Source organism: Nonomuraea sp. ZG12 (assembly GCF_052068115.1).
GTDB lineage: Bacteria > Actinomycetota > Actinomycetes > Streptosporangiales > Streptosporangiaceae > Nonomuraea.
The window spans coordinates 268,285-294,663 of sequence record NZ_JBQHCW010000006.1 but is presented as its reverse complement, the minus strand read 5'-3'; the positions used below and the strand labels follow the sequence as shown (position 1 = coordinate 294,663).

Genomic DNA, 26,379 nt, shown 5'->3' with positions numbered 1-26,379 from the left:
TCACACGATTCGATGCCAGAGATGTAAGACACGCTAAGTGGGCAAGGTGTGACCCAAGTGGCTTTTGTCGTAATACTGGGCGCCCAGTCGGTTCACCACGCGCCCAGCGGGCTCACCCCTCGCCTGTCAGCTCCCGCCTGCGCCGCAGCAGCGCGGCCCGTACGACATGTGCCCGCACCGTGACCACGGCCGACACGACGATGAACGTGGCCCCGCCCACGACGGCCGGGATCACGCCCGCGTCTCTCCCGACGGCCACCACCACGATGAGCACCGTCGTCACGGTCGAGACCGCCACGGCCAGCCAGCCCGCGATCACCCGATCCAGCGCGAACAGCGGCGCCCTCCTCCTGATCACCCACCCTCCGTAACCCGCCCAGGCCAGGCAGAACCCGGCGAGCAGGGCGAAGGCGACCTGGGTGTGGCCCGGCAGCGGGCCCGGCTCGGTAGCCCACAGCAGGGCCACGAAGATCGCCCCGGCCGCCCCCGCGATCAGGGCCACCACCCCACCGGCCCGCCGCCACGGGGACAGCGCCCCGTCCAACCGGCCGATCATGTCCTCCGCCGACAGACCCGGCTCATCGCTCATCGCTGGAATCCCTTCTCCTCGAGGTGGTCGCGCAGCAGACGACGGGCCCGGTGGAGCCGGGACTTGATCGTGCCGGGCGGGACGGCGCAGATCTCGGCGCAGTCCTCGATCGACAGATCCTCCAGGTAGAACAGCACCAGGACCTCCCGCTCCAGAGCCGGCAGCCCGGACAGCCCGGCGACCAGCTCGGCCCGGTCCACCAGCTCGGCGATCGCGTCCCCGGTGACGCGTTCGTCCTGGAGCGGCGACTCGGCCCTGCCGTACTCCTCGCGCAGCCGGTCCGCCACCGCCCGCCTGGCGATCGTGAACAGCCAGGGGACGAACCTGCCCGGCTCCGCCAGCCGGGGCAACCCCCGGATCACGGCCAGCCAGATCTCCTGGGTCACGTCGTCGGCCCTCTCGGCGTCCAGCATCCGGCGCACATACCTCCACACCGGCGCATGCCAGGCCCGCACCAACTCCGTGACGGCCTCGCGCTCGCCCAACTGGCAGCGGACCACCAGCAACTCGTCGGTCATCTCGTTCTCCTGTCGCCCGTCACCCACCACAGTCGGAGAACGAGCCCTCCAGGTTCACCATCCGCCGACCCCGCACGGGCCGCCACCAGCGGGCGGTCCAGGCCCCGACCCAAAAATAGTTGAAAACTTGACTTCTTTGCCGATCTCGCCCGACCATGGAGACGCCCGAAGCCGGAGCAGGACGCCACGAAAGGCCCATGGCGCTCCGGTATTCACCTCCACGGAATGGGGAGTACCTTGCGCGTACGCAGACTTATGGCAACCCTCGGCAGCGCCGCGATGGTGTCCGCCGCCGTCCTCGCCGGAGCGAGCGCGGCTTCAGCGGACGCGGCCGACCTTGAGGCCTGCCAGGCCCAGAAGGCAGTGTGCTTCTTCGCCAACGGGGTCGAGGGCACGCCGGCCGTCTACCCCGGCGCACCCACGACCTGCACGGTCCTTCCTTTCACGGTGCACACGGAGTTCAACTTCAGCACCAGCGCCATCCAGGTCTACAAGACGACGGACTGCACAGGCCACGCGCTCACCTTCCCGGCCAACGACTTCCACACCTTCAACGGCTTCGACGGCCGTAGCTTCAAGGCCGCGAGCTGACGCACCCCGGCGGCGCTATGAGCTCTTGAGGCGGATGCCCTCGATCGCGATGTCCAGCAACCGGTCCGCCTGCTCGTCGTCATCGTGGTGCTCGGTGGCCAGTGAGATGGCGGCGAAGAGCGCGAGCAGGTCCTCGACAAGCAGGCCGGGACGCACAGCGGACGCCTGTTGCGCTCGTCGCAGGAGCTCGCGCGCCGCGTTGGCGATCGTCGCCTGGCAGCCTTCGCCCTGCTCCAGCAGGTCGGCGTCCCGGCCGTCGCGCAGCAGTGAGGCGGCCAGGCCGCGACTGGCGACCGCGTAGGCGTTGAGGTCCCGCAGCCAGGCGAAGAGCGCGGGGCCCGGCTCGTTCTCCTTCGCGCGTTGCGCCGCCATGGCGCACAACTCCTCGACCCGGTCGTGGAAGACCGCTTCGAGCAGGGCTCGGCGGGAGGAGAAGAGCCGGTGCAGTGTCGCCGATCCGGTCCCGGCTCGACGGGCGATCTCCTTGAGGGAGGCGCCGGCGCCATGCTGGGCGAAGACCTCCCGGGCCGCGCTGACGATGCGGTCGTAGTTGCGCTGGGCATCCGCGCGCAGGGGTCGTGGCTGGGCGGCGTGGGCCATGACCACCTCCAGGCTTTGACAATCGGACCGGCTGTCCGGTTAGAGTAGCCGAACATAAGTGGGCTATCGGCCCAGTTATGTTCGGAGTGATGGGGGAAATCATGCGCGCCGTCCAATACACCAGTTTCGGCCCGCCCGAGGTGTTACGCGTCAACGACGTGCCCACGCCTCGGCCCGGGCCGGGAGAGGTACTCGTCGAGGTCCGCGCCGCGAGCGTGGACGCCGGAGAGCTCGCCTTCCGCGCGGGCAAACTGCGCGCCATCAGCCGGGCCCGCTTTCCCCGCGGCCTGGGCACCGACTTCGCCGGCCGCGTCGCGGCCCTGGGCTCCGGGGCTCACACCTGGAGTGTGGGCGAGGAGGTGTGGGGGCTGATGCCGCACTTGACCTTCGGCGCCATCGCCGACCACGTCACCGTTCCCGAACAGCGGCTCGCCCGGGCGCCGGAGAACCTGAGCCTGCTGGATGCCGCCGCCCTGCCCGTGTCGGGCACCACCGCCATGACCGCCCTGACGGACAAGGCCGGCCTCGTCAGCGGTGAACGGCTCCTGGTCCGCGGTGCCACCGGGGGCGTCGGCAGCATCGCCGTACAACTGGGCAAAGCGCTCGGCGCCCACGTCACCGCGCTCGCCGGCGCCCGCAATCTCGACTGGGTCACCGAACTCGGCGCCGACGTGGCCCTGGACTACCGCACGACCCGTCCGCAGGATCTCGGTCACTTCGAGGTGATCCTCGACGTCGTGGGCACCGACCTCGGCGCCTACCGGGCCCGGCTCACTCGGGGTGGCCGCATGGTCGCGATCGCCTTCGACCAGGACCGCATCCTGACCTCCATGGTCACCATGGGATTGCGGGCCGCCCTGTCACCCCGGCGGATGAAGCTCTTCAGCAACAACCCCTCTCCCGCCCGGATCGCCGAACTCACCGCCTCCGCCGAGGCGGGAAGCATCCGCCCGGTGATCGACACCGTCTACCCGATCACCGGCATCGCAGCGGCTCACGAACGACTCGAAACCGGCGGCGTCCGCGGGAAGTTCATCATCGACATGCGGCTCTGACACCCGAGCGTACGTCCACAGAACGCGGAAAACCGCCTCCCACCTGCGGCCTGATCGCAGATAGGAGGCGGTTCGTCACGGTGTCGCGGAGTGTGGAATCACCACTGAACGAAGTCCGAGATTTCGCCGGAGGGGTTGGTGTCGGGGATGATCTCGGCGGCGGAGGCGGAAGAGGCGGTCGCAGCGCCAAGGCCGAGCGCGAGAAGACCGGCCACGGACACCACGGCGAGCTTCTTGAGCAGTCTGACGTGCTTCAACGAGACCTCCACATAGATGCGAATGTGCAGGCGAGCCTATGCACGGCAGGAACGCGAGGGTGTCAGGTGAACACCCGACAAGCTTCGTCCCCCGCTGAGCGCGCGGGAGTCCCGCGGCGTAAGCCCCTGGCGAGTCGTTTGTAAGTTGCCTGTAAGCCGACACGTCTACACCTGCATATGTGAACCAAGACGCCGAAAGTCCGTACAAGACGGCGTTCCATCCGCCATCGTCGCAAACAGGCCAGGCCCTCTCGTCACTCTGTCGATCTCCGTTGAAGGATGTGAGCGCTCCGTATGGCGCTGGAGGTTAGATTCCTCGGACCGTGGCAGGTCCTGGCCGATAACGAACCGGTCCGGTTCGCCGGGCGAAGACGCATCGGTGTGCTGGCCAGACTCGCCCTGGACGCCGGGCGGGCCGTACACGCCGAGCGGATCCTCACCGACATCTGGGGCGACAGCACCGCGGCGACCGCCGACAAACAACTCCACATCGTGATCTCCAAGCTCCGCGAGGCCCTCGACCCGCACACGCCCGAAGAGCTCATCCAGACCGTGCCCAGCGGCTACCGGCTCGCACTCGAACCCGACCGCATCGACGCCCTCCTGTTCACCCGCCTGGCCGAACGCGCCCGCACCGCCCAGGCGCAGGGGGCGGGCGCCGCCGCGGACGCCCTGTTCCGCCGGGCCCTGCAGTTGTGGCGAGGCGAGCCACTGGCCGAGTTGACCGTCCCCTGGGCCCGCATCGAAGCCACCCGTCTGCAAGAAGAGCACCTCGCCTTGCTGGAGGACCACACCGAGCTGCGCCTCGCCGCCGGCGATCACCACGCGGTGGCCGCCGACCTGGCCGTGCACGTGCGGGCCCATCCCCTGCGCGAACGCCCCGCCGCCCAGCTCATGCTCGCCCTGCACCGCGCCGGCCGCCCGTCCGAAGCGCTCGCCGTCTACCGGGACACCCGCCGGAGCATGGTCTCCGAACTCGGCATCGAACCCGGCGCCGAACTACGCCGCCTGCACCAGGCCGTCCTGGTCAAGGACCCCGTCCTCGACCTGACCACCCCGGCCCAGCGGATCGCGGTCGGCGAGCCGTACATCCCCGCCGAACTCCCCGCAGACACCCACGCCTTCACCGCCCGCGCCACCGAGATCCACCGCCTGCGCACCGCGCTCGGCCCCGCCGACGGATCCACCCACGGGCCCGCTCACGGGCGCACCCAGGGGCCCGCTCAAGGGCCCACCGTCACCGTGATCGACGGCCCCGGCGGCATCGGCAAATCCGCCCTGGCCGTCCACGTCGCCCACGCCATGGCCGCCCGGTTCACCGACGGAGTCATCTACCTCAACCTGCACGGGTCCACCCCCGGCCTCGACCCGCTGACCCCGGCCGAAGCCCTGCGCCACCTGCTGCGCTCCCTCGGCCTGGACGGCACCGCCGTCCCCGCAGAGCCCGGCGAGGCCGCCACCCGCTATCGCTCCCTGACCGCGACCTGCAACCTGCTGGTCATCCTGGACAACGCCCGCGACGTCCGCCAGATCCGCCCGCTCATCCCCGCCGGCCCTGGCTGCCGGACTCTGGTCACCAGCCGGAACCCGCTGACCACCCTGGACAACGCCCGCCACCTCCACCTGGGCACCCTGAACGCCGACGACGCCGCCACACTTCTGTCCCGCCTGGCCGGACCCGACCGGGTACGCGCCGAACCGCAGGCGGCCGAGCGACTCGCCCACCTGTGCGGCGGCTTCCCCCTCGCCCTGCGGATCGCCGGCGCCCGCCTGGTCGCCCGCCCCGACTGGAGCCTGTCCGACCTGGAAGCACGGCTGGCCGACGCGACCCGCCGCCTGGACGTGCTGGAGTATGCCGACCTGGCCGTCCGCGCCAGCATCGCGGTCAGCCACCAGCACCTCCACGAGGAACCCGCCGGCCGCGACGCCGCCCACCTGCTGCCCCTGCTCGGCCTGCTCGGCCTGCCCTCCTACACCCCGGCCGCCACCGCCGCCCTGACCGGCTGGCCCCGCCACCGCGCCGAAGAAGCCCTGGAACGCCTCCAGGACGCCCGCCTCCTCGAACCCGCCGGACCCGATCGCTACCAGTTCCACGACCTGGTCGGCCTCTACGCCCGCGAATGGGCGCACCAGAACCTGCCCGAGGAGGAACGCACCACCGCCATACGACGTGCGCTCCACCACTACCTGACCACCATCTGGGCGGTGAGCACCATGCTCAGCGGCGATGCCGTACCGCGCTGCCCTGTCGAGCTGCCAGAGGCCACCTTCGAGGACCTGGCGCAGGCGGGAGAATGGGTCCGAGCCGAGCGGGACAACGTCCTCACCGCCGCCCAGCAGGCGCTGGACTGCCCCGACCCTGCCCTTGGCGTCGGCCTGGTCCTCGGTCTCCACTGGCCGTTCTGCTACCAGGGCTGGCACACGCAACTGGCCGACGTCTACGCGAAGGCCATCGAGGCGGCCGATCGCACCGCGGCCTGGGAGGACAAGGCTCAGCTCCGCAGCTTTCTCGGCTGGGTCTACCGAGACCAGGGCCGCTACGACGCCGCGACCGCACAACTGAGGACGGCTCTCACCGACTGGGACCGCGCGGGCCTGCCTCGGCGAAAGGCCGGGGCGCTCAACAACCTCGGTGTCGTCAACACGATCGCAGGCCACCTCGACGAGGCACTCGCCTACCTCGAGTCCGCCTTGACGCTCACCGACGATGCCGAACGCCCAGGGGCCGCGGCCACGATCCGGAACAACCGGGTGCACGTCTACTACCGCCAGGGGCGCTTCGACGAAGCGCTCGCGGAGGCACGCCAGCTGGTGGAGCTGCCCTCCAAAGGGGGCCCGCTCGCCGATACGGGCATCGCCCACGGTTCGCTGGGCGACGTCTACCGTCATACCGGTCGGCTGAACGAGGCGGTGGAAAGCTATACGACGGCCCTGCGGCTGTTCAGCGAGTCGGGATATCGCCTGAAGGAGGCCCTGACGCGCTGGTGGCTGGGCACCACGCTGCACGACCTCGACCGGCACGGCGAAGCGCGGAAACAGTGGACGGAGTCCGTCCGCCTCCTGTGCGACGCCCGTCTGCTCACGCCAAGGGAGGCGGCCGAGATCCTCGCCCAGGCCGTGCCCGAAACGCCCCAGCCGATCAAGAACCAGCTCTGACGAGCCGCGTGCCCTGACAGACGCGAAACCGCCCCCTACCTGCGGCCTAATCGCAGGTAAGAGGCGGTTTGTCACACAGTGGAGGTGGCGGGAATCGAACCCGCGTCCTTCAACCCCAAGACAGGGCTTCTCCGGGCGCAGCCTGCTACGTTTTTCTCAGCCCCGGTGATCATGCAGGCAAGTGCACCGACGGGCTCAGCCACTGTTTGGTTTCCCGATCAACCCCGTGGCCGGGTCGATCGGTTGAGCCTTCTAGCGATGCCAGATCCCAGGCCGAAGGCACTCCCGGGCTGACAGAGGTTTTACGCTACTTAGGCAGCGAGGGCCAGGGAGTCCTGGCCCACCTCAGCGTGCTTGTTATTGGCACTTAATGTTTGCGGTCACAGGATTAACGAGGTTATGTCCGCCGTCCTCGGCCCGCTTCACCTGACTTGCAAAGTCAAAGTCGAAGCCGGTCACCCCCATGTAGTTGTCAACACGCTCCCCGTGAGGAGCGAGCAATATGACGATACCCTTCACAACACCCAGGATGCCAACTCAATTCCCGGGGCCACGGGCGCGGATATGCCGAAACCCCCGGGAACGCCGCACAGCAGCTCACGTTCCCGGGGGTCGACCGGCAGGGTCGAGCCGGTCCGGACGGCAGGACTTCCCCCGAGATGAAGTCCTGATCTCATCACGGCGACTGAGCCCGCAACCCCCCGAGCGGGTCCAGTCACTAGGTAAGACGCAGCCGGACCGCCGGATGGTTGCTCTATGTCACGAGAAAATCACGAACGGTCGTCGAGGGCCGCGAAGAAGTAGCCCGCCACGGCCGCCGGGTCGTAGCTGCGGGTGAGCGCGGCGACCGCCACGTCCCCCTGCCAGCCGACGAACCACGCCATCTGCCGGTCCTCGCCGACGCCCTTCGCCGTCACGCCGTAGACCCGCCCCCGTCCGTTCTGGGCCGGGGTGCCGACGGAGCCGGCCCGCATCATCGAGACGAGCGCCTTGCGGACCCGCGGATCGACGGGCACCGGCTGGACGGCCGGGGACGGCGACGCCTCTGCCGTGGCGTCGGGCGAGTTCGGCTCGGTGACCAGCAGGGGCGGGCGCCAGGTGCCGGAGGCGACCGCCCCCGCGATCAGGGCCATGCTGAGCGGGCTGACCTCGACGTTCTGGCCGGCGATGGCCTTGGCCTTGTCGGCGTCGCTGGACACCTTGGGCAGCGAGCCGCTGAACGACTTGAGCGGCAGCCGCCACGTCTGTCCGATGCCGAAGTTGTGGGCGCTCTTGGCCAGCTCCTCGCCGCTCACCCGGCGGGCCAGCGAGGCCAGCGCGGTGACGCAGCCCTTGGCGAAGTTCTCCTGGAAGGTGGGCGAGGCGCCGGTGACCTGGCTGGCGTGCACGAATTTCGCGCCGCCGACCGTCCGCTCCGCCGGGCACGGCAGCTTCTGCTTGGGAGACACCCCGCCCTTGAGGAGGGCGTCGGCCGCCACGATGGAGAACGCGGTCCCGGCGGGGAATCTGCCGGCCAGCGCGTCCTTCTCCTGGTGCAGGCCCTTGCTGCCGACCGCCAGGATCTCGCCCGTCGACGCCTTGACCGCCACCAGGGCGCTGGTGCGGGTCTCGGAGACGGCCCGCTCGGCCGCCGCCTGCACGGAGCTGTCGATCGTGGTCCGCACCGAGATGTTCTGCCTGCCTGGCCACTCCTGCAGGGCGGCGACCTCCCTGCCGGTCTTGAGATCCAGGGTGATGACCGTGGTCCGGGTGGATCCGGTGAGGTAGTCCTGGTAGGCCTGCTGCAGGCCGCTCTGACCGATGGAGTCGCCCGCTCGCTGCGGGCCGCCGAGCTTCTGCTCCGTCTCGGGGGTGAGCGCGCTGACCTTGCCGACGATCTGCTTGGGATCGTCCGGGTCGACGGGCTGCTCCTGGGGCACGGTCTTGAGCTCGGGGATCGCGTCGAGCTTCGACTTGACCTGGAGGTATCGGGTGCGGCCGAACGTGACCAACGGCACGGTCACGTTCGGCGGCGCGGATCGGATCCGGCTGAGCAGCCGGTCCTCGGCGTAGCCGGTGATCTCCGTGAGCTGCTCGACGACCTGCTCGGCCCGGTCACCGAGCTGCGAGGGCACGACACCCGTGACGTACAGGAAGGTCTGGTCCTGCAGGGAGTTGCCGTCCTTGTCGACGATCGGCTGGCGCGGCTGCGGCTCGGACTTGACGGCGAACCGCTGCCCCTCCTTGAGCTGGGGGTGCAGCACCGACGGCGACCAGCGCACCTTCCACTGACCGTCGACCAGGTGCAGCGGCAGCACGCCCTCGTAGGTCCACAGGGGGTTGTTGTCCCCCAGGTCGACCTCCACGCCGAACTCGGCCCGCGACTCCTCGCCCTCCACCTTGAGGCTCTTGATCTTGAATCGGAAGGAGGCGGCGTCGAGCTGGAGCTTGGCGTCGGCCAGCGCCCTGCGGACCTTCTCCTGGTCGGCGTCGGTGCGGCCGGCCGCCAGGGCGTAGTCGTTGGACTGCCAGCCGACCAGGAAGTCGCGCACCGCGTCGTGCGGCGACGACTCCTCGAAGCAGGCGGTCAGGGTCATGCTCGCGATCGCCATGGTGACGGTCGCGGCGATGGCGCGGCGGGCTCGGCTCATCGGTTGTGGTGCCGGAGCGCCCGAGCCATCTCCCGCTTGGCCTGCTGCTCGGCCAGCGACTGCCGCTTGTCCCAGTCCTTCTTGCCCCGCGCGATGCCGATCTCGACCTTCGCCTTGCCGTTCAGGAAGTAGAGCGAGAGCGGCACGATCGTGAGCCCGCCCTCCTTCGTCTTCGCGGCGAGCTTGTCGATCTCCTTGCGGTGGAGCAGGAGCTTGCGCTTACGGCGGGCGGCGTGGTTGGTCCACGTCCCCTGGCTGTATTCGGGGATGTGGACGTTCATCAACCACGCTTCGCCGTCGTCGATCGTGGCGTAGCCGTCCGAGAGCGAGGCGCGACCCTCACGCAACGACTTCACCTCGGTGCCCTGCAGCACGAGCCCCGCCTCGAAGGTGTCCTCGACGTGGTAATCGTGCCGGGCACGCTTGTTCTGGGCGATGACCTTCCGCCCGGTCTCACGTGGCATGCTCTGACCTTACCGGCGTTTCGTCAGACCCTGAGGTAGCGACGAAGTGTGACGAATGACGCCAGCACACAGATGACCACGCCGATGACCATCGTCAGGGTGATGACCGAGGCGACGTCGTTCCAGCCGATCTCCGCGCCGCGCGCCAGCTGGGCGCCGATCTCCTCGAACAGGAACACCTTCGCCAGGATCAGCAGGACCGCGGCGAACACGCCGCCGATCAGGCCGGCGATCATGCCCTCCATGACGAAGGGCAGCTGGATGTAGAGGTTGGAGGCGCCGACCAGCCGCATGATGCCTGTCTCACGCCGTCGGTTGAAGGCCGACAGCCGCACCGTGTTGCCGATCAGCAGAGCCGCCGCAAGCACCAGGACGATGGCGACGACGAGCGCTCCGGCGCGCAACTTGTCCAGCAACTCGAAGACCTTGCTGACCAGGTCCTTCTGGTTGAGCACCTGGGCGACGCCCGGCTGTCCGGTGAGGGCCTGGACGATCGGCTGGTAGTCGTCCGGATTCGTCAGCTTCACGCGGAAGGACGTGGGCATGTCCTCCGCCTTGGTCGCGGCGACCAGCGCCTTGTTGGAGGCGTAGGCTTCCTGGAAGTTCTTGTAGGCGGCGACCTGGTCCTCGAAGAACACCTCCTCGACCCCGGGCAGCCCTTGGATCTGCTTCTGCAGCGCCTGCGTCTGCGGGTCCGTGATCGCCTTGCCCTTGCAGGATTCGCTGGCGTTGTTCTTGTTGCACAGGAAAACTGATACTTCGACCTTGTCGTACCAGAAGTCCTTCATCATCGTAACCTGGGCGTTGATCATCAAGCCGACGCCCAGCATCGCCATGCCGACCGCCACGGTGATGATGACCGCGATCGTCATGGTCAGGTTGCGACGGAGGCCGATCCAGACCTCGGAGAAGATGAAGTTCGCCCGCATGGTTTGTCTGCTGCTCCCTGCTCAGTACGCCTGGCCGTAGACGCCACGCGACTGGTCGCGGACGATCTTGCCATCCTCCAGCTCCACGACACGTTTGCGCATGGAGTCGACGATGGCCGCGTCGTGCGTGGCCATGACGACCGTGGTGCCGGTCCTGTTGATCCGGTCGAGCACCTTCATGATGCCGATGCTCGTCGCGGGGTCGATGTTGCCCGTCGGCTCGTCGGCCAGCAGGATCATGGGCCGGTTGACGAACGCTCGAGCCATGGCGACGCGCTGCTGCTCGCCGCCGGACAGCTCGTCGGGCATACGGTGTGCCTTGCCTTCCAGGCCGACCAGCTCGATGACCTCCGGCACGACCTTGCGGATGAACCGCCTGGGCTTGCCGATGACCTCGAGCGCGAACGCCACGTTCTCATAGACGTTCTTGTTCGGAAGCAGCCTGAAGTCCTGGAACACGCAGCCGATACGGCGGCGCAGGTGGGGCACCTTGAAGTTGGAGAGCCGACCCAAGTCCTTGCCTGCGACATGGATCGCCCCTGAGTTGGGTCGTTCCTCTTTGAGGATCAGGCGTAGGAAAGTGGACTTGCCTGATCCCGAGGGACCGACGAGGAACACGAACTCGCCCTTGTCCACGTCAACCGAGACGTGGTCGAGAGCGGGCCTGTTCTGGTTCGTGTAGACCTTGGTGACATTATCGAAATGGATCACGAGAGCATCACGGCATGCCAGTCTAGGGGTCAGGACGGATGCGAGGGTGGCACATGCCCACTTCCCGCCGCTCACCGATCGGGGACGCCCATCTTTACCGATGATCGACGTTCCGATTGGCCAGAGGACAGTCTAGGGGGAAGACTGGCATGGAACGTCCATAACGGAAACAAAACGATTGTGCGGCTAGACTTGGGGCTGACATGAGTTGCCAACACCTCGTATGCGCGCAGTGCGCCCACCCCGTGATAGAGGGCCGCTGCTCACTCTGCCGAGCCAACCGCGAGCGGATGCATCACCACGGCTTCGCCGGGCTGCCCCCCGCCCTCATCGCCGTGCTGCTGATCGTCCTGCTCTTCGTGACCCTGGTGCTACGCCACCTCTACGCCACCTAGGCGGGCTCAGGAGGCAGGCTCTGACTCCTGGCGGCGCATCCAGCGGATCTCCGACTCGATGAAGGCGTCGAGGTCCCCGTCGAGCACCGCCGACGGGTTGCCCGCCTCCGTGCTCGTGCGCAGGTCCTTCACGATCTGGTACGGATGCAGCACGTAGTTGCGGATCTGGGTGCCCCATGAGGTGGTCGACACGCCGCGCAGCTCCGACATCTTCTCCGCCTCCTCCTGCCGCTTGCGCTCCAGCAGCTTGGCCTGCAGCACGTTCATGGCCGTGGCGCGGTTCTGCAGCTGCGAGCGCTCGTTCTGGCAGGAGACCACGATGCCGGACGGCAGGTGGGTGATGCGGACGGCGGAGTCGGTGGTGTTGACGCCCTGGCCGCCCGGCCCCGACGAGCGGTAGACGTCGACGCGGATCTCGTCCTCGATGATGTCGATGTGGTCGGTCGTCTCGACGACCGGCACCACGTCCACCCCGGCGAAGGAGGTCTGGCGGCGGCCCTGGTTGTCGAACGGGCTGATCCGGACCAGCCGGTGCGTGCCGTGCTCGCCGCGCAGCGTGCCGTAGGCATAGGGGGACTTGACGGCGAAGGTGGCCGACTTGATGCCGGCCTCCTCGGCGTAGGAGGTCTCGTAGACCTCGGTGGGGTAGTTCTTCCGCTCGGCCCAGCGCAGGTACATGCGCAGCAGCATCTCCGCCCAGTCGGCCGCGTCGACGCCGCCGGCCTGGGAGTTGATGGTGACCAGGGCCTCGCGCGCGTCGTACTCGCCCGACAGCAGGGTGCGGACCTCAAGGGCGCCGATGTCGGACTTGAGGGAGCTCAGCTCCTTGTCGGCCTCGGCCTTGGTGTCCTCGTCCGCCTCCTCGGAGGCCAGCTGGAAGAGCACCGAGAGGTCGTCGAGGCGGCGGACCAGCCCGTCCACGCGGTTGAGCTCGCCCTGGATGTGGGAGAGCTTGCTGGTGACCTTCTGCGCCTTGTCGGTGTCGTCCCACAGATCGGGGGCGGCCACCTGCTCCTCCAGCTCCTCGATCTGCTTGCGCATCGCGTCGAGGTCGAGCACGTCCTGGATGCTGCGCAGCGTGCCCGCGAGCTCGTTGATCTCTTCTGCCGGATCGATGACTGCCACGTCTCCCTAGCGTACGCGACCCTCGCGGGCACGAATAACATGGCGAGGTGCGTGTACACGGTCGGCGGAAGGCGCTGGCGCTCGCCGTCGCCCTGCTGACGGTGGCGGCCGGGGCGGGCGCCTGTTCGAGCCCCGGCGATCCGGCGCCCACCCCGGCCGCCGCCACCCGCGGCGCGTCCGGGTCCGCCACCCCCTCCTCGACCGTCCCCGCCACCGCCGTCACGCCGGAGGAGGCGGCCGAGGTGTTCGCCACCTTCACCGCCACCGACAACGTCCTGCGCGACGGCGGCGACCTGCGGATGGCCATGGAGTACGTCCGCGACGCCGAGGCCCAGCTCACCACCGTCGCGTTCCTGTCCACCAAGGGCGAGCCGCCCCGCCGCACGTGGGGATCCCCCACCCTGTACGTGCCGCGCTTCCCGGTGAGTGAGCGGGCCCCCTGGTTCAGCGTGCTGGCCACCCGCGACGGCCACCTGACGATGCTGACCTTCGCCAAAACCGGCGACTGGCGGCTCGGCGCGGCCGCCCGCCTGCTGACCGGACAGCGGCCGCCCGCCGTCCAGCTCGACGCCGACGGCTACGCCACCGCCATCGCCCCCGCCGACAAGAGCGTCACCATCAGCCCCCAGTACATGGGCCCGCTGCACGCCACGGTCGCCGAGGCCGGCGCCGACGGCGTCGCCGCCGGCCTCATCGCCTCCGGCCCCCACACCACCGACGTCGCGGCGGAGATCACCTCCGCCCGTGAGCGGGCGAAGAAGAACGGCTTCAGCTACGACTCGATCTTCTCCGCCAACGACCATCCCGTGTACGGCCTGCGTACCGAGGACGGTGGCGCGGTGATCCAATACTCACTGTCGCGGACCACCACCACGACCACGAAGACGGCCGAGGACGACTACATCCCGGTGCCGGTGACCGCCCGCTGGGCCATCTCCGCCCCGGTGGTCCGCCGCAACCTGCGGATCACCGAGGTCCACCAGTACGTCACGGCCGTCCCGCCGTCGAAGACGCCGGCGGCGGCCGAGGTGATTGCCCACGACGGCGCCCTGACCCGCGCCTCCGGCCAGTGACCCGGACCTGCCGTCGGTTTCCGAGCAGGCCCCGCCAGGTGTCCTGACGGGGCCGCTGCGGCCCTTGGGGTCAGGCCTCCTTGTAGGGCAGGCTGGTGGCGGAGACCAGGGTGCGGATGGCTCTCAGGGCCACCGAGAGGGTGGCCAGGTCGAAGTTGTCGCTCTCCCAGATCTCCGACAGCGTCTGCTTGGAGCGGCGGACGGCGGCCGAGTTGGCCTCGGTCCACCGGGCCAGGCGTTGCTCCGGTGAGAGGCCGGGGGTGCTGTGCACCAGGACGTCGCGGGTGAGCGCGGAGTGGGCGGCGTACAGGTCGTCGCGGAGGGCGGCGCGGGCCATCGCGTTCCAGCGGTTGTCCCTGGGCAGGGCGATGACGCGCTCCCTGAGGCGGGCGAGCTGGAGGCGGTCCGCCAGGTCGAAGTAGACCTCGGCCACCTCGTTGACGGGCCGGCCCGTCACTGAGGAGACCTCCACCAGGTCGAAGGTGGAGTAGGCGGGCACCATGGCGGCGACCCGCTCGGCGAGGTCGGCGGGGACGCCGCGGGCGATGAAGGAGTCGCGGCGGTCCTCGAAGGCGGCCAGGTCGGGGCCGGTCAGGAGTTTGGGCAGGTGGGACAGCAGGCCGTTGACGCCCTTGACGAAGAAGCCGACGGCCACCGCCAGGTCCAGCGGAGGGCGGCGGTTGGTCAGGAGCCAGCGGGTGCCGCGTTCGGCGAGCTTGCGCGCCTCCAGCAGCATGGCGAGCTGGGTGGCGGTGTCGACCTGGTTGTTCAGCGAGTCGACCTGGCGGTAGAAGCTGGCGAAGTCGAAGACCTCGCGGGCGACCAGGTAGGCGCGGACGATGTCGGGGGTGGAGGCCCCGGTCTCCTCGCCGACGCGGAACATGAACGTGGTGCCCATGGAGTTGACCAGCTCGTTCACCACGCCGGTGGTGATGATCTCGCGGCGCAGCGGGTGGGCGTCCATGTACGTCCTGAAGCGGTCGCGCAGCGCCGAGGGGAAGTACGACACCAGCCAGGAGGCGAGGTAGGGCTCGTCCGGCAGGTCGGTGCCGAGCAGTTCGGCGTCGGCCACGAGCTTGGTGTAGGCGAGCAGGACGGAGAACTCCGGGGCGGTCAGGCCGAGCCTGGCCTGGCGGCGTTCGGCGAGCGTCTTGTCCGACGGCAGGAACTCCAGCTCCCGGTTGACCAGGCCGTCGCGTTCGAGGCGGCGCAGGTAGCGGGCGTGGATGTGGAGCATGTCGACGGCCTGGGCGCGGGCGGCGGCCAGCACGACGTTCTGGGCATGGTTGTCGCGCAGGACCAGCTCTGCCACCTCGTCGGTCATGGAGGTGAAGACCTGGTTGCGCTGCTTGTCGGTCAGCTCGCCGTCGCGGACGACCTGGTCCAGCAGGATCTTGATGTTGACTTCGTGGTCGGAGGTGTCGACTCCGGCGGAGTTGTCGATGAAGTCGGTGTTGACCAGCCCGCCGTTCAGCGCGAACTCGATGCGGGCGAGCTGGGTGAAGCCGAGGTTGCCGCCCTCGCCGATGACCTTGCAGCGCAGGTCGGCGGCGTTGACCCGGAGCGAGTCGTTGGCCTTGTCGCCCACGTCGGAGTGGGATTCGGCGCCGGCCTTGACGTAGGTGCCGATGCCGCCGTTCCAGAGCAGGTCGACGGGGGCGCGCAGGATGGCGCTGATGAGGTCGTTGGGCGCCAGCGAGGTGACGTCCGGGGCGAGCCCGAGCGCGTCGCGCATCTGCGGGGTGATCGGGATGGACTTGGCGGTGCGGGCGAAGACGCCGCCGCCGGCCGAGATCAGCGAGGCGTCGTAGTCGGCCCAGGAGCTGCGCGGCAGGTCGTACAGGCGCTGCCGTTCGGCGAAGGAGCGGGCGGCCTCGGGGTCGGGGTCGACGAAGATGTGGCGGTGGTCGAAGGCGGCCACGAGCCGGATGTGCTGGGACAGCAGCATGCCGTTGCCGAAGACGTCGCCGGACATGTCGCCGACGCCGGCCACGGTGAAGTCGGTGCTCTGCACGTCGACGTTCATGGTGCGGAAGTGGTACTTGACCGACTCCCAGGCGCCGCGGGCGGTGATGCCCATGCCCTTGTGGTCGTAGCCGATGGATCCGCCGGAGGCGAAGGCGTCGCCGAGCCAGAAGCCGTACTCCTTGGCGATGCCGTTGGCGATGTCGGAGAACTTGGCGGTGCCCTTGTCGGCGGCCACGACGAGGTAGGTGTCGTCGCCGTCGTGCCTGACCACGTCGGCAGGGGGCACGACCTTGCCGTCCACCAGGTTGTCGGTGACGTCGAGCAGGCCGGAGATGAACATCCGGTAGCACGCCACGCCCTCGGCGAGCAGCTCCTCCCGCGAACCAGACGCGGGCGGACGCTTCACGACAAAGCCACCCTTAGACCCAGTAGGCACGATGACGGTATTTTTCACCATCTGTGCCTTGACCAGCCCCAGGATCTCGGTCCGGAAGTCCTCCATCCGGTCCGACCACCGCAGCCCGCCCCTGGCGACCTTCCCGAAGCGCAGGTGCACGCCCTCCACCCGCGGCGAGTACACGAAGATCTCGTACTTCGGCCGCGGCAGCGGCAGCACGCTGATCGCCTGCGGGTCGAACTTCAGGGAGATGTACGACTTGCGCCGTCCATCGACGGTCTGGAAGTAGTTGGTACGCAGCGTCGCCTGGATCATCTCCAGGTACGCCCGCAGGATGCGGTCCTCGTCCAGCGAGGCGACCTCGTCCAGCGCGCCCAGGATCTCCTCGGTGACCGCGTCGGCCAGGTCGGCGCGGACGTCGTCCGGGCGCCGCGGGTCCAGCCTGGCCTCGAACAGCCGGACCAGCAGGCGGGCCAGCCGCACGTTGCCCAGCAGCACGCGCTCCATGTACCGCTGGGAGAAGGTGCTGCCGGCCTGGTGCAGATACTTGGCGTAGACGCGCAGGATCTCGACCTGTTCCCAGGTCAGCCCGGCCTTCAGGATGAGGGAGTTGAAGCTGTCGGCCTGGATCTGGCCCGTCCACAGGGCGATGAGCCCGTCCTGGAAGAGCCGCTTGAAGTCGTCCCTGTCGACCTCGTCCGACGGCGTGTAGCGCAGCCCGAAGTCGTAGATCCAGGCGTTCTTGGTGGCGGGGTCGTTGTCCCTGTCGATCTCGTACGGGCGCTCGTCCACGACCTCCACGCCGAGCCGCTGGATCAGCGGCAGCACGTGGGAGAGCGAGATGGGCGAGCCGATCTTGTAGATCTTCAGCCGCCGCTCGCCCTCGGCGGCGTCGTACGGCTCGTAGAGGTTGATCCTGATCTCGTTGTCGTCCGCGCCGACGAGCTGCTCCATGCGGCGCAGGTCCACCACGGCCATCTGGGGTGGGAAGTCGGCTTTGTACCCCTCGGGGAAGGCGGACTGGTAGCGGCGCAGGAGCTTGGGCGCCTCCTCCTCGGAGGTGGTCTCCCCCAGGGCGGCGGCCAGGTCGTCCTCCCACGAGCGGGTGATCGCGGCCAGCCGCGCCTCCAGCTCCTCCACGTCGACGCTCGGCTGCGGGAGCTGTTTGCCCCGCTCGCCGCGCACCACCACGTGCAGCCGGGCCAGCGCCGACTCGCCGATCATCGCGCTGTAGTCGAGCGTCTTACCGCCCAGCGCCTTGATCAGCACCTCCTGCATCTGCAGCCGGACCTTGGTGGTGTAGCGGTCGCGCGGCAGGTAGATCAGGCAGGAGATGTAGCGGCCGTAGTCGTCGCGGCGCAGGAACAGCTTGACCTGCTTGCGCTCGCGCAGCCGCAACACCCCGAGCGCGATCGGCAGCAGCTGGTCGAGCGAGGTCTGGAAGAGCTCGTCGCGCGGGAACGTCTCCAGGATCTCGATCAGGTCCTTGCCGTCGTGGCTCTCCGGGGTCAGCCCGGCCCTGCTGAGCACGTCGGCGAGCTTGCGCCTGAGCACCGGGATCCGGGAGATGGACTCGTTGTAGGCCACGTGCGTGAACAGGCCGAGGAAGCGGCGCTCCCCGATCACCTCGCCCTCGGCCGAGAACAGCTTGACGCCGATGTAGTCGAGGTAGGCGGCACGGTGGACGGTGGCCTTGGAGTTGGCCTTGGTGATGATCAGCAGCTGCTTCTCCCGCGCCTTGGCCCGCACCTCGGGGGGCAGCGCGGAGAAGCTGTCGGAGCCGACCTTGTCGTCGCGCAGGATGCCGAGCGCCGCGCCGGGCAGCGCTCGCAATCTGTCGCCCTCCGGGCCGCCTTCCAGCCGGTACTCGCGGTAGCCGAGGAAGGTGAAGTGCCCGTCGGCCAGCCAGCGCAGCAGGTCGAGGCTGTCCTCGACCTCCGCGGGCTCCAGGGGCGGCGGGTTCAGCGTGAGGTCCTCGGCGGTCCGCATGGCCAGGTCCCGCATCTTCGCGAAGTCCTCGACCGCGTGCCGCACGTCCGACAGCACCCGCAGGAGGTCGGCCTCCAGCTTCTTGAGCACCTCCGGGTCGGACTGCCTGTCGACCTCGATGTGCATCCACGACTCGACCAGCATCTGGCCGGTGACGTCCTCCTGGCCCCGGCCGAGCATCCGGCCGGTCAGGTCGCGGCGGATCCGCATCTGCGGGTGCACGACCAGGTGGACGCCGATGTCGTGCCGGTTGAGCTCCATCGTCACCGAGTCGACCAGGAACGGCATGTCGTCGGTGACCACCTCCACCACGGAGTGGCCGGGATCCCAGCCGTTCTCCTCCAGCGTGGGAGTGTAGGCGCGGATCGCGGCCCTGCCCTGCGGGCGGAGCTCGGCCAGCTGCCGCTGCGACATCGCGGGACCGTACACGTCGACGGGACTGCGCTGGAGCAGGTCTTCTGGGGCGACGTGCCGGTAGTAGATCCGCAGGAAGGACAGTGCTTCTTCGGGGCTCACATGGTCACTGCCCACCGCGCACCGTTGCGCGGCCCTTTGGAGCAGCTCATCCTTGGCCTCGTCGAGCGGCATTTCGCTCTCACTCCTTTGTGAGGTTCGCCATGGCCTTTCACAGCCTGGCCCTTAGTTCCCACAGCAGCGGGAAGTAGTGCATGCGGGCACGCCCGCGTAAGTAGGGGGCGCCCGTCGAGCCGCCGGTGCCCGATTTCGTGCCGATCTGCCGTTCGACCATCTGGACGTGCCGCATCCGCCACTGTGCGGTGGTCTCGTCATGCGTCAGAAGGTCCTCGGCGAGTTGCCACAGATCATCGTGCGATCGGCGGTCTCTCGCCACGGTCAGCAGCGCGGCCATGATCTCGTCATCGTCGGAGACCGGCAGGCCGCGTCGGGAGAGGGCGGTCACATAAGCATCCCACAGCGTCGGCTCGTCCAGCCGGCGCCGTAGCCTGGCCCGCTCGGTGTCATCGGCGTCCCTGAGCCGGTCGAGGTAGCGGGCGTCCTTGGCGCCCGACAGGAACTCCAGCTCGCGGAACTGCACCGACTGGAAACCGCTGGCCGGCGCGAGGTCGGCGCGGAACTCCAGGAAGTCCTGAGGCGTCATCGTCTCCAGGACCTCGACCTGCTCGATGAGCACCCGCTCCACCGCGTGCACCCGCTTGAACAGGTGCCTGGCCTGCCAGAGCTCGCCGCCGAACATGGCGGCCCTGGCCACTTCGAGCTCGTGCAGCAGCAGCTTGAACCAGAGCTCGTAGACCTGGTGGATGGTGATGAACAGCAGTTCGTCCGGGGCCTGCGACTGGGGTCGCTGCTGCGCGAGAAGCTCGGGCAGGCGAAGGTAGCCGCCGTAGGACATCCGGCCGCCCTCTTCGCCGAACCGCCGATCGTGAGGGACGGTCGCATCATCGTCGACGCTCACCGGCTCACCTCCCCCACCGCACCCGGCTCTGAACACCGGGCGCACGCCTCGCCGTACCGATACCACCCGAAAAGGGCAAATACGTCAACGTGACATCGACATCGGCGGGTCGTCTTCGGAGGCGGAGGGGTCCTGCTTGAGCTCGTCGAGCCGCTCGGGGACCTCGGCCAGCTCCACGAGCTCGGCCTGACACCGCTCACACACATCGAGGTGCCGCTCGAACGCCTCGTGCTCGTCATCGTCGAGCACACCGAGGACATAGGCGGCGACCTCGTCATGCATCAGCCGGCTACCCCCTTGTCCCGCAGCAGTTCGCGCAGCGCCCGGATGCCGTAGTAGAGCCGGGACTTCACTGTGCCGGGCGGAATCCCCAGTATCTCCGCCGCTTCACTTATCGTACGGTCCCGGAGGTAGGTCTGCTCAATGACTTCGCGGTGTTCTTCGGACAGACTGCGGAGGGCGTCGGCGACGACCATCGCCGACAGAGCGCGCTCCGAGCCGTCCGGCACCGCCATCATGTCGCCATCAGGCGGTTCGACCTCGTGAGGCCGAACGCTCTTCCGGCGACGTCCATCGATTACGATTCGGCGCGCTACCGTGAGTAGCCAAGCCCAAATAAGGCCCGGCTCCCATTGCAGCCTTGCCGAGTTACGCCAAGCACGGACGATCGTCTCCTGTACGACATCCTCGGCCCATTGCAGATCGTTACCGGTGGACTTGCGTACGTGGCGCAGTAGAGGGCCGCCGAACTCCTGGTAAAGCTCCGCGATGCGGTGCTCCGCCTCGGCTTCAGCACTCTCGAACCTGCCGTCGAGGTGACCTAGCACGGGGCACATCTTTACACCTTCGTTATGAGTCCGGTAGCCACTCCGATAACTCCAGTCATTTCTGACTATCTCCACGCATAGGTGAACCGGGCTCGTAATGCCCGCGTACCTCCGACCATGCACAGGCTTTTGCGCGGCGAAGTGGTGATGTTCAGTGGGTTCGCTCTCGCGGCTGCGATCACGATCCTGCTGATCATGCCGCAGGCGAACACCGCCGTGCTGACCGAGGTCACTCAGACCGCATCGGGCCCGCTCGGGCCGGCGGACCGTGACTTCCTGGTCAAAGTACGGCAGGCGGGCCTCTGGGAGATCCCCGTTGGACAGTGGGCCCAGGTACGGGCCGACTCCCAGCGGGTCAAGGACGTCGGCGCACATCTTGTGGAGGACCACAAGAAGCTCGACGCCTCGGTCCGCCAGATAGCGGCACGGCTCGCCGTACCGCTGCCCGACCGTCCCAGCCCGGACCAGCAACGGTGGATGGCGCAACTCGCCACCGAGACCGGCCCGGCCTTCGACAGGGACTTCGCCATGCTGCTCAGAGCCGCGCACGGCAAGGTCTTCACCCTTGTCGCGACCGTGAGGGCGGGCACCCGCAACACGGAGATCAGGAAGTTCTCCGGGACAGCCATGACGGTGGTCATGCGGCACATGACGCTGCTGGAATCCACCGGGCTGGTCAACTACGACGAACTGCCGGCGCCCCCGACACCCTCACCCGCAGCACCCGCCCCCGCGGCGGTCGACCCGAGGAGACAACCATGAGATCCAGACGCATGGCCGCGGCCATGTCCGCCTTGGCCATGGTGGCCGGCGGGCTGGTGTCCGCGGCCGTCATCGGCAGCGCCACACCAGCCCTGGCGGACCACTGCGAAGTCGCCGAACAGGCTCCTCCGCAGAACCAGCAGCAGGATCAGGACCAACCTCAGGACCAGAACCAGGACCAGCAGGACCAAGGCCAGAACAACGACCAGCAGGACCAGAACCAGCAGCCTGACCAGAACCAGCGGCAACCCGAGCAGAACCAGGACCAGGACCAGGACCAGGACCAGCAGCAGGACCAGAACGACCAGCAGAACGACAACCAGAACCAGGATCAGAACCAGAACGACGCGAACCAGAACCAGCAGGACCAGAACCAGCAGGACCAGAACGGCCAGAACCAGCAGCAGGACACCGACGGCCAGACCAGCCCGTCCGGTGGCGGTGTCGCCGCCGACCCGATCCAGCAGCCGGAGGACCAGGAGAACGACGTCCAGAGCCAGGACCGTCAGCGGGACGGCGCCCAGGACCCCGACGGGAACGACGTCCAGGACCAGAACCGCCGCGGCGACTTCCGGGACCGCGACGAGAACGGCTCCCAGGACCGTCGCGGGAACCGCCCCAGGCCCACCCAGCGGCCGACGCAGCAGCCGACGGGCACGCCCTCACCCAGCGCCTCCCCCAGCCCCTCTCCCTCCCCCACCGGGGGCGAGGAGAACGAGTGCGCCGATCTCGGCCCGTTCGTGACCGACTTCGTGAACATCAGGCAGATCCCGCCGAACCAGAACGGCGCGCGCATCGGCAGGAGCGGCTCCAGGGGCTCGTTCGTGTCCGCCTGCGGGACGAACGGCAACGGCCACAACAACCCCGACAACTTCATCGTCGCTCCCGGCGTCCGTAACGGGGCGCACCACCTGCACGACTACGTGGGCAACCTGTCGGCCGACGCCTTCTCGACCGACGAGAGCCTGGCGGCCGCGGGCACCACCTGCCGCCGGGGCGACAAGTCGACGTACTACTGGCCCGTGCTGCGCAACCGCCAGGTCGACGCCAACACCGAGGACCCGGACGGCAACGTCGGCCAGGTCCTGCGGCCCCGCTCCGTGACGCTGCAGTTCCGTGGCAACGCGACCTCCCGGGTCGTGGCGATGCCGCGGTTCATGCGGATCATCATGGGTGACGCCAAGGCCGCCACGAACGGCACGGCCAACGCCCGCGCCGGCTGGAGCTGCACCGGCTTCACCAACCGGGTGAGTCCCGACAAATATCCGCTTTGCCCGCGCGGTAGCCAGGTAGCCCGTATTCTGGACTTCCCGAGCTGCTGGGACGGCCAGAACACCGACAGCGCCAACCACCGCTCGCACATCGTCTTCCCCGATCAGAACGGCGCCTGTCCGCAAGGAACCAGGGCCGTGCCACAGCTCCACATGGTGCTGACGTACTCGGTGCCCCCGGGACCCTCGTTCGCCGTGGACGCGTTCCCCGAACAGCTCCACAATCCGGTCACCGATCACGCGGACTTCGTCAACGTGATGCCGGAGAGCCTGATGAACTTCGCGGTCAACTGCATCAACCGAGGCCGCCGCTGCTGACCTGACATCCGTCTCGCGACGGTGGCCCCATGTCAGGCCCTCCCGAGTCGCACCCTCATCCGACCATGGAGGGAATCGATGCTCCACAGACGTCAACCCCGGCACGCCCCGAGCCAGTTGGACAGCAAGAAGGTCCGGCTCGGGGCGAGCGCCTCGATCGCCGCGATCCTTCTGTCAGTGTTCGCACTGACGCTCACGGATCGCGGCATGCAGCTGCTCGGCCGCGGGGTGAGCTTCCTCGAATACTACGGAGGCGTGCTCGCCCTGGTCAGCCTGACCGCCACGGTCGCGCTCGGGCTGCTCACCACGGAGCGCGTCTTCCTGTCTCCGGCGAACCGGGTCCGGGCGCAGTTCGCGCACCGGGCCGCCGCGTTCGCCGGGATGGCCTTCCTGCTCACGCACATCACGCTCATGATCTCGCTCAACCACGTCCCGCTGGCCGCCGCCGTGATCCCCGTAGCCGGGGTCTACGTGGGGTTCGGGACGGTGGCGTTCGACATGATGGTCGTGGTCGTGGTGACGGGCATGGTCCGGGGACGGTTCGCGGTGACAGGCAGGCCGTGGCTGTGGCGGTTGATGCACGCCTCGGCCTACCTGTCCTGGCCGATCTCCATCCTGCACGGGCTGACCGCGGGCCGGTTCGCGGCGAGCTGGGTGTCCTGGTCGTACATGGCCTGCCTGGCCGCCGTCGGCTCGGCCCTGCTCGTGCGGGTGCTGGCCACGCTCCTCCGGCCGGCGGCAGTGCCTGAGTGGGTGGACGCACCCGAGGTCAGCGACATGCCTGTCGCAGTGCCAGAAGGGATCAACGCGCCGGTCAGCCTCGCTGAGGCCCGGCGGAAGTACCGGGAGGCGGGATGACCCCGCCCGAGAATCGCTAGGAGAACGCCGTGATCCCGCATTCAGTGCCACGCGTGCTGCGGATGGGACCGGCCCGGCTCACGGCCGGACTCGACCACACCAGGCGGCTGGACCTGCCCGCGCACCGCACGTTGCACGGTGACCAGGTGCCACGCACCCTCGACGACATCATCGCCCTGGTGGAGGAGGTGGACATGCGCGGGCGGGGCGGCGCGGCGTTCCCCTTCGCGCGCAAGCTGCGGGCGGTGGCCGACGCCGCCCGCGGCGGCGAGTGCGTGGTGCTGGTCAACGGCGCCGAGGGCGAGCCGGCCAGCTCCAAGGACGCCATGCTGCTGGTGCGCAACCCGCATCTGGTGCTCGACGGCGCGGTTCTCGCCGCCGAGGCGCTGAACGCCCGCGAGGTGGTCCTCGCCACCGTCGAGGGCGAGGTCGCGAAGTCCTCGATCGAGGCGGCCGTGGCCGAGAGGCGGGCCGCCAACGTGGCGGGCGCGGCCGAGAGCCGCATCAACATCAGGGTCGTCGGCCTGCAGGAGAAGTTCATCTCCGGCGAGGGCGGCGCCCTGGTGCGCGCGGTCAACGGCCTGGAGGCGGTGCCGCCGGGCAGGAAGCGGCGGGCGAGCACGAGCGGCGTCGACGGACTGCCCACGCTGCTGTCGAACACCGAGACGTTCACCCAGCTCGCCGTGCTCGCCGAGCTCGGCGCGGAGGAGTACGCGAGGGTCGGCACCAGCAGGGAGCCGGGCACCACATTGCTCAGCGTGAGCGGTGGAGCGGCGAACGCCGCCGTCGTGGAGGTCCCGACCGGCACTCCGCTGATCAACGTCCTCGAGATGTGCGAGGCGGAGATCGGCGACGGAGTGCTGATCGGCGGCTACCACGGCGCGTGGCTGGACGCTGAGACGGCCATCTCCGCCATCATCTCGCGCGAGGGCATGAAGATGGCCGGCGGCAGCCTCGGCGCCGGCATCATCGTGCCGCTCGGGGAGTCGACCTGCTCGCTCGGCGAGGCCGCCAGGGTCGCCGCGTACCTGGCGGCCCAGTCGTCCGGGCAGTGCGGCCCCTGCCGCCTCGGCCTGCCCGACGTGGCCAGGGCGCTCAGCGCGCTGGTCGACGGCTCGGGCTCGACCGACTCCATCCGGCGCTCGGTGCGCGCGGTCGAGCGCAGAGGCGCCTGCTTCCATCCCGACGGCACCGCCAAGTTCGTGCTGTCGACGCTGGACGCGTTCGAATCCGACATCGCGCTCCACCAGGAGCACGGCTCGTGCGGCCGTCCGGTGCGCGGCATCTTGCCACTGCCCGAGCGGGAGGACGAGCCGGAGTACCGCCTGGAGGTGGACTGGACCCGTTGCCAGGGCCACGGCCTGTGCGCGCACCTGCTGCCGGAGTTCGTGAGCCTGGACGACTACGGCTTCCCGTCGTTCAAGACGGTGCCCGGCTGGATGGTGAAGGAGGCCGGCCGCGCGGTGGACATGTGCCCCGCGCTGGCCCTGCGCCTGGCGCAGGCGCACTAGCAGGACTCGCGGCGGTATCTTCCCGGCGACAGGCCGTGCTCGCGCTTGAAGGCGTTGGCGAAGGCGAACTCGGAGCCGTAGCCGACGCGGGTCGCCACCTCGCTCAGCCGAGCGTCGGTGGTGCGCAGCAGCCGACCGGCCAGACCCATCCGCCACCAGGTCAGATAGGCGAGCGGGGGCTGCCCCACCAGCGTCGAGAAGCGGCGGGAGAAGGCGGCCCTCGACAGCCCCGCGCAGCCGGCGAGTGACTGCACCGTCCACGGGTGGGCGGGGTCGCGGTGGACGGCGTCCAGCGCCGCGCTGATGCCGGGGTCCGCCAGGGCGGCCGCCCAGCCGCTGACCTGGCAGCGCTCCGGCCGGGCGTCGATGTGGGCGCGCAGGATGAAGAGCAGGAGCATGTCCAGCAGGGACGCCACGACGGTGTCGGCGCCCGGTCGCGGGTTGCCGATCTCGGTGGCGAGCAGGTCGATCGCGGCGCGGAGCTCCGGGTGATGGCCCAGGCGGGCAGGCAGGTGGATCAGGTCGGGCAGGTTCCGCAGGATCGGGTGGGAGCGGCCGTCGTCGAGCCGGTAGCCGCCGCAGAGGGTGACCGTCGCCGCTCCGGGGCCCGCGATCGAGGCGGAGGCGAAGAGCGCGGTCTCCTCCCCGGGATCGCAGTCGTGCTCGGGGACGGGCGTGGACGGCGAGTCGGCCAGGACGCACCCGTGGCCGTGCGGGAAGAACACCACATCGCCGACGCTCAGCGGGATCGGCTCGCCGCCCTCGGGGATGAGCCAGCAGGAGCCCTGGAGGATCACCTGGAACCCGGCGGAGCCGGGCAGGGAAGGAAATCGCTGCGCCCAGGGGGCGTGCCAGGTGATGTGGCTGGAGCTGGGCAGCCCGACCCGCATGGCGACGATCACGTCACTGAGCACATCCACCGGGGAAGTCTAACCAGGAAGACGATCGCGTAG

Annotated in this window: 22 protein-coding genes and 1 other RNA gene; 8 read left to right on the top strand and 15 right to left on the bottom strand. The window is 69.0% G+C overall.

Going from position 1 to position 26,379, the window contains the following annotated elements:
- Nucleotides 1–112: 112 nt before the first annotated feature.
- Nucleotides 113–589 carry a hypothetical protein gene (locus ACTMTF_RS19970; RefSeq protein ID WP_441112023.1) on the bottom strand — a complete coding sequence of 159 codons (477 nt, stop codon included), beginning with the start codon at nucleotides 587–589 and terminating at the stop codon, nucleotides 113–115.
- Nucleotides 586–1,107 (bottom strand): RNA polymerase sigma factor, encoded by a 522-nt coding sequence (locus ACTMTF_RS19965; protein ID WP_441112022.1) that lies wholly within the window; start codon nucleotides 1,105–1,107, stop codon nucleotides 586–588. Before ACTMTF_RS19965 ends, ACTMTF_RS19970 begins: the two co-directional genes overlap by 4 nt.
- A gap of 255 nt (nucleotides 1,108–1,362) precedes the next feature.
- Here ACTMTF_RS19965 and ACTMTF_RS19960 point away from each other — a divergent pair, with 255 nt between their 5' ends.
- Nucleotides 1,363–1,698 (top strand): hypothetical protein, encoded by a 336-nt coding sequence (locus ACTMTF_RS19960; protein ID WP_441112021.1) that lies wholly within the window; start codon nucleotides 1,363–1,365, stop codon nucleotides 1,696–1,698.
- 15 nt (nucleotides 1,699–1,713) lie between these two features.
- Here the strand turns inward: ACTMTF_RS19960 and ACTMTF_RS19955 are convergent, their stop codons facing one another.
- The gene (locus ACTMTF_RS19955) at nucleotides 1,714–2,298 is read right to left on the bottom strand and encodes a TetR/AcrR family transcriptional regulator (RefSeq protein ID WP_441112020.1); all 585 of its coding nucleotides are present in this window, start codon (nucleotides 2,296–2,298) and stop codon (nucleotides 1,714–1,716) included.
- A gap of 101 nt (nucleotides 2,299–2,399) precedes the next feature.
- Between ACTMTF_RS19955 and ACTMTF_RS19950 the strand changes: the two genes are divergently transcribed.
- Nucleotides 2,400–3,353 carry an NAD(P)-dependent alcohol dehydrogenase gene (locus ACTMTF_RS19950; protein ID WP_441112019.1) on the top strand — a complete coding sequence of 318 codons (954 nt, stop codon included), beginning with the start codon at nucleotides 2,400–2,402 and terminating at the stop codon, nucleotides 3,351–3,353.
- Between the two features lie 98 nt (nucleotides 3,354–3,451).
- Here the strand turns inward: ACTMTF_RS19950 and ACTMTF_RS19945 are convergent, their stop codons facing one another.
- Nucleotides 3,452–3,610: a hypothetical protein gene (locus tag ACTMTF_RS19945; RefSeq protein WP_441112018.1), complete on the bottom strand. Its 159-nt coding sequence runs from the start codon at nucleotides 3,608–3,610 to the stop codon at nucleotides 3,452–3,454.
- Between the two features lie 294 nt (nucleotides 3,611–3,904).
- Here ACTMTF_RS19945 and ACTMTF_RS19940 point away from each other — a divergent pair, with 294 nt between their 5' ends.
- Nucleotides 3,905–6,766 carry a BTAD domain-containing putative transcriptional regulator gene (locus ACTMTF_RS19940; RefSeq protein WP_441112017.1) on the top strand — a complete coding sequence of 954 codons (2,862 nt, stop codon included), beginning with the start codon at nucleotides 3,905–3,907 and terminating at the stop codon, nucleotides 6,764–6,766.
- 76 nt (nucleotides 6,767–6,842) lie between these two features.
- Here ACTMTF_RS19940 and ssrA read toward each other — a convergent pair.
- From ssrA to prfB, 6 genes are all read right to left on the bottom strand, one after another.
- Nucleotides 6,843–7,229, bottom strand: a transfer-messenger RNA (tmRNA) gene (ssrA, locus tag ACTMTF_RS19935).
- Nucleotides 7,230–7,536: 307 nt separating this feature from the next.
- The gene (locus ACTMTF_RS19930) at nucleotides 7,537–9,396 is read right to left on the bottom strand and encodes a penicillin-binding transpeptidase domain-containing protein (RefSeq protein WP_441112016.1); all 1,860 of its coding nucleotides are present in this window, start codon (nucleotides 9,394–9,396) and stop codon (nucleotides 7,537–7,539) included.
- Nucleotides 9,393–9,860 (bottom strand): SsrA-binding protein SmpB, encoded by a 468-nt coding sequence (gene smpB, locus ACTMTF_RS19925; protein WP_397008616.1) that lies wholly within the window; start codon nucleotides 9,858–9,860, stop codon nucleotides 9,393–9,395. The genes ACTMTF_RS19930 and smpB overlap by 4 nt, the downstream gene beginning before the upstream one ends.
- A gap of 23 nt (nucleotides 9,861–9,883) precedes the next feature.
- Nucleotides 9,884–10,789, bottom strand: a complete 906-nt coding sequence (ftsX, locus tag ACTMTF_RS19920; RefSeq protein WP_397008612.1) for a permease-like cell division protein FtsX — start codon at nucleotides 10,787–10,789, stop codon at nucleotides 9,884–9,886.
- A gap of 21 nt (nucleotides 10,790–10,810) precedes the next feature.
- Entirely contained in the window at nucleotides 10,811–11,500 is a 690-nt protein-coding gene (gene ftsE / locus ACTMTF_RS19915; RefSeq protein WP_336207831.1) for a cell division ATP-binding protein FtsE, read from the bottom strand.
- 401 nt (nucleotides 11,501–11,901) lie between these two features.
- Nucleotides 11,902–13,020 carry a peptide chain release factor 2 gene (gene prfB, locus ACTMTF_RS19910; protein WP_441112015.1) on the bottom strand — a complete coding sequence of 373 codons (1,119 nt, stop codon included), beginning with the start codon at nucleotides 13,018–13,020 and terminating at the stop codon, nucleotides 11,902–11,904.
- Nucleotides 13,021–13,067: 47 nt separating this feature from the next.
- Here prfB and ACTMTF_RS19905 point away from each other — a divergent pair, with 47 nt between their 5' ends.
- Nucleotides 13,068–14,093, top strand: coding sequence for a hypothetical protein (locus ACTMTF_RS19905; RefSeq protein WP_441112014.1), 1,026 nt, complete (start codon nucleotides 13,068–13,070; stop codon nucleotides 14,091–14,093).
- Between the two features lie 70 nt (nucleotides 14,094–14,163).
- On the opposite strand, the gene ACTMTF_RS19900 is transcribed toward ACTMTF_RS19905, so the two are convergent.
- The 4 genes from ACTMTF_RS19900 to ACTMTF_RS19885 all read right to left on the bottom strand — a co-directional run bounded on the left by ACTMTF_RS19900 (nucleotide 14,164) and on the right by ACTMTF_RS19885 (nucleotide 20,715).
- Complete coding sequence (locus tag ACTMTF_RS19900) at nucleotides 14,164–19,035, bottom strand: NAD-glutamate dehydrogenase (RefSeq protein ID WP_441112013.1); 4,872 nt, start codon at nucleotides 19,033–19,035, stop codon at nucleotides 14,164–14,166.
- Nucleotides 19,036–19,072: 37 nt separating this feature from the next.
- Complete coding sequence (locus ACTMTF_RS19895) at nucleotides 19,073–19,879, bottom strand: tryptophan 2,3-dioxygenase (RefSeq protein ID WP_441112012.1); 807 nt, start codon at nucleotides 19,877–19,879, stop codon at nucleotides 19,073–19,075.
- An 84-nt stretch (nucleotides 19,880–19,963) separates the two neighbouring features.
- Entirely contained in the window at nucleotides 19,964–20,161 is a 198-nt protein-coding gene (locus ACTMTF_RS19890; protein ID WP_397008599.1) for a zf-HC2 domain-containing protein, read from the bottom strand.
- The gene (locus tag ACTMTF_RS19885; protein ID WP_397008597.1) at nucleotides 20,161–20,715 is read right to left on the bottom strand and encodes a sigma-70 family RNA polymerase sigma factor; all 555 of its coding nucleotides are present in this window, start codon (nucleotides 20,713–20,715) and stop codon (nucleotides 20,161–20,163) included. The genes ACTMTF_RS19890 and ACTMTF_RS19885 overlap by 1 nt, the downstream gene beginning before the upstream one ends.
- Nucleotides 20,716–20,823: 108 nt before the next feature.
- Here ACTMTF_RS19885 and ACTMTF_RS19880 point away from each other — a divergent pair, with 108 nt between their 5' ends.
- The 4 genes from ACTMTF_RS19880 to ACTMTF_RS19865 all read left to right on the top strand — a co-directional run bounded on the left by ACTMTF_RS19880 (nucleotide 20,824) and on the right by ACTMTF_RS19865 (nucleotide 25,426).
- Complete coding sequence (locus ACTMTF_RS19880) at nucleotides 20,824–21,468, top strand: DUF4142 domain-containing protein (protein WP_441112011.1); 645 nt, start codon at nucleotides 20,824–20,826, stop codon at nucleotides 21,466–21,468.
- A complete protein-coding gene (locus ACTMTF_RS19875) occupies nucleotides 21,465–23,057 on the top strand; it encodes a DUF1996 domain-containing protein (protein ID WP_441112010.1) in 1,593 nt (530 codons plus the stop codon). Before ACTMTF_RS19880 ends, ACTMTF_RS19875 begins: the two co-directional genes overlap by 4 nt.
- 78 nt (nucleotides 23,058–23,135) lie before the next feature.
- Nucleotides 23,136–23,915 (top strand): hypothetical protein, encoded by a 780-nt coding sequence (locus ACTMTF_RS19870; RefSeq protein ID WP_441112009.1) that lies wholly within the window; start codon nucleotides 23,136–23,138, stop codon nucleotides 23,913–23,915.
- A gap of 29 nt (nucleotides 23,916–23,944) precedes the next feature.
- On the top strand, nucleotides 23,945–25,426 hold the full coding sequence (locus tag ACTMTF_RS19865) for an NADH-ubiquinone oxidoreductase-F iron-sulfur binding region domain-containing protein (RefSeq protein ID WP_441112008.1): 1,482 nt from the start codon (nucleotides 23,945–23,947) through the stop codon (nucleotides 25,424–25,426).
- Here the strand turns inward: ACTMTF_RS19865 and ACTMTF_RS19860 are convergent.
- Complete coding sequence (locus ACTMTF_RS19860) at nucleotides 25,423–26,346, bottom strand: AraC family transcriptional regulator (RefSeq protein WP_441112007.1); 924 nt, start codon at nucleotides 26,344–26,346, stop codon at nucleotides 25,423–25,425. The two genes, ACTMTF_RS19865 and ACTMTF_RS19860, sit on opposite strands and share 4 nt — an antisense overlap.
- Nucleotides 26,347–26,379 lie beyond the last annotated feature (33 nt).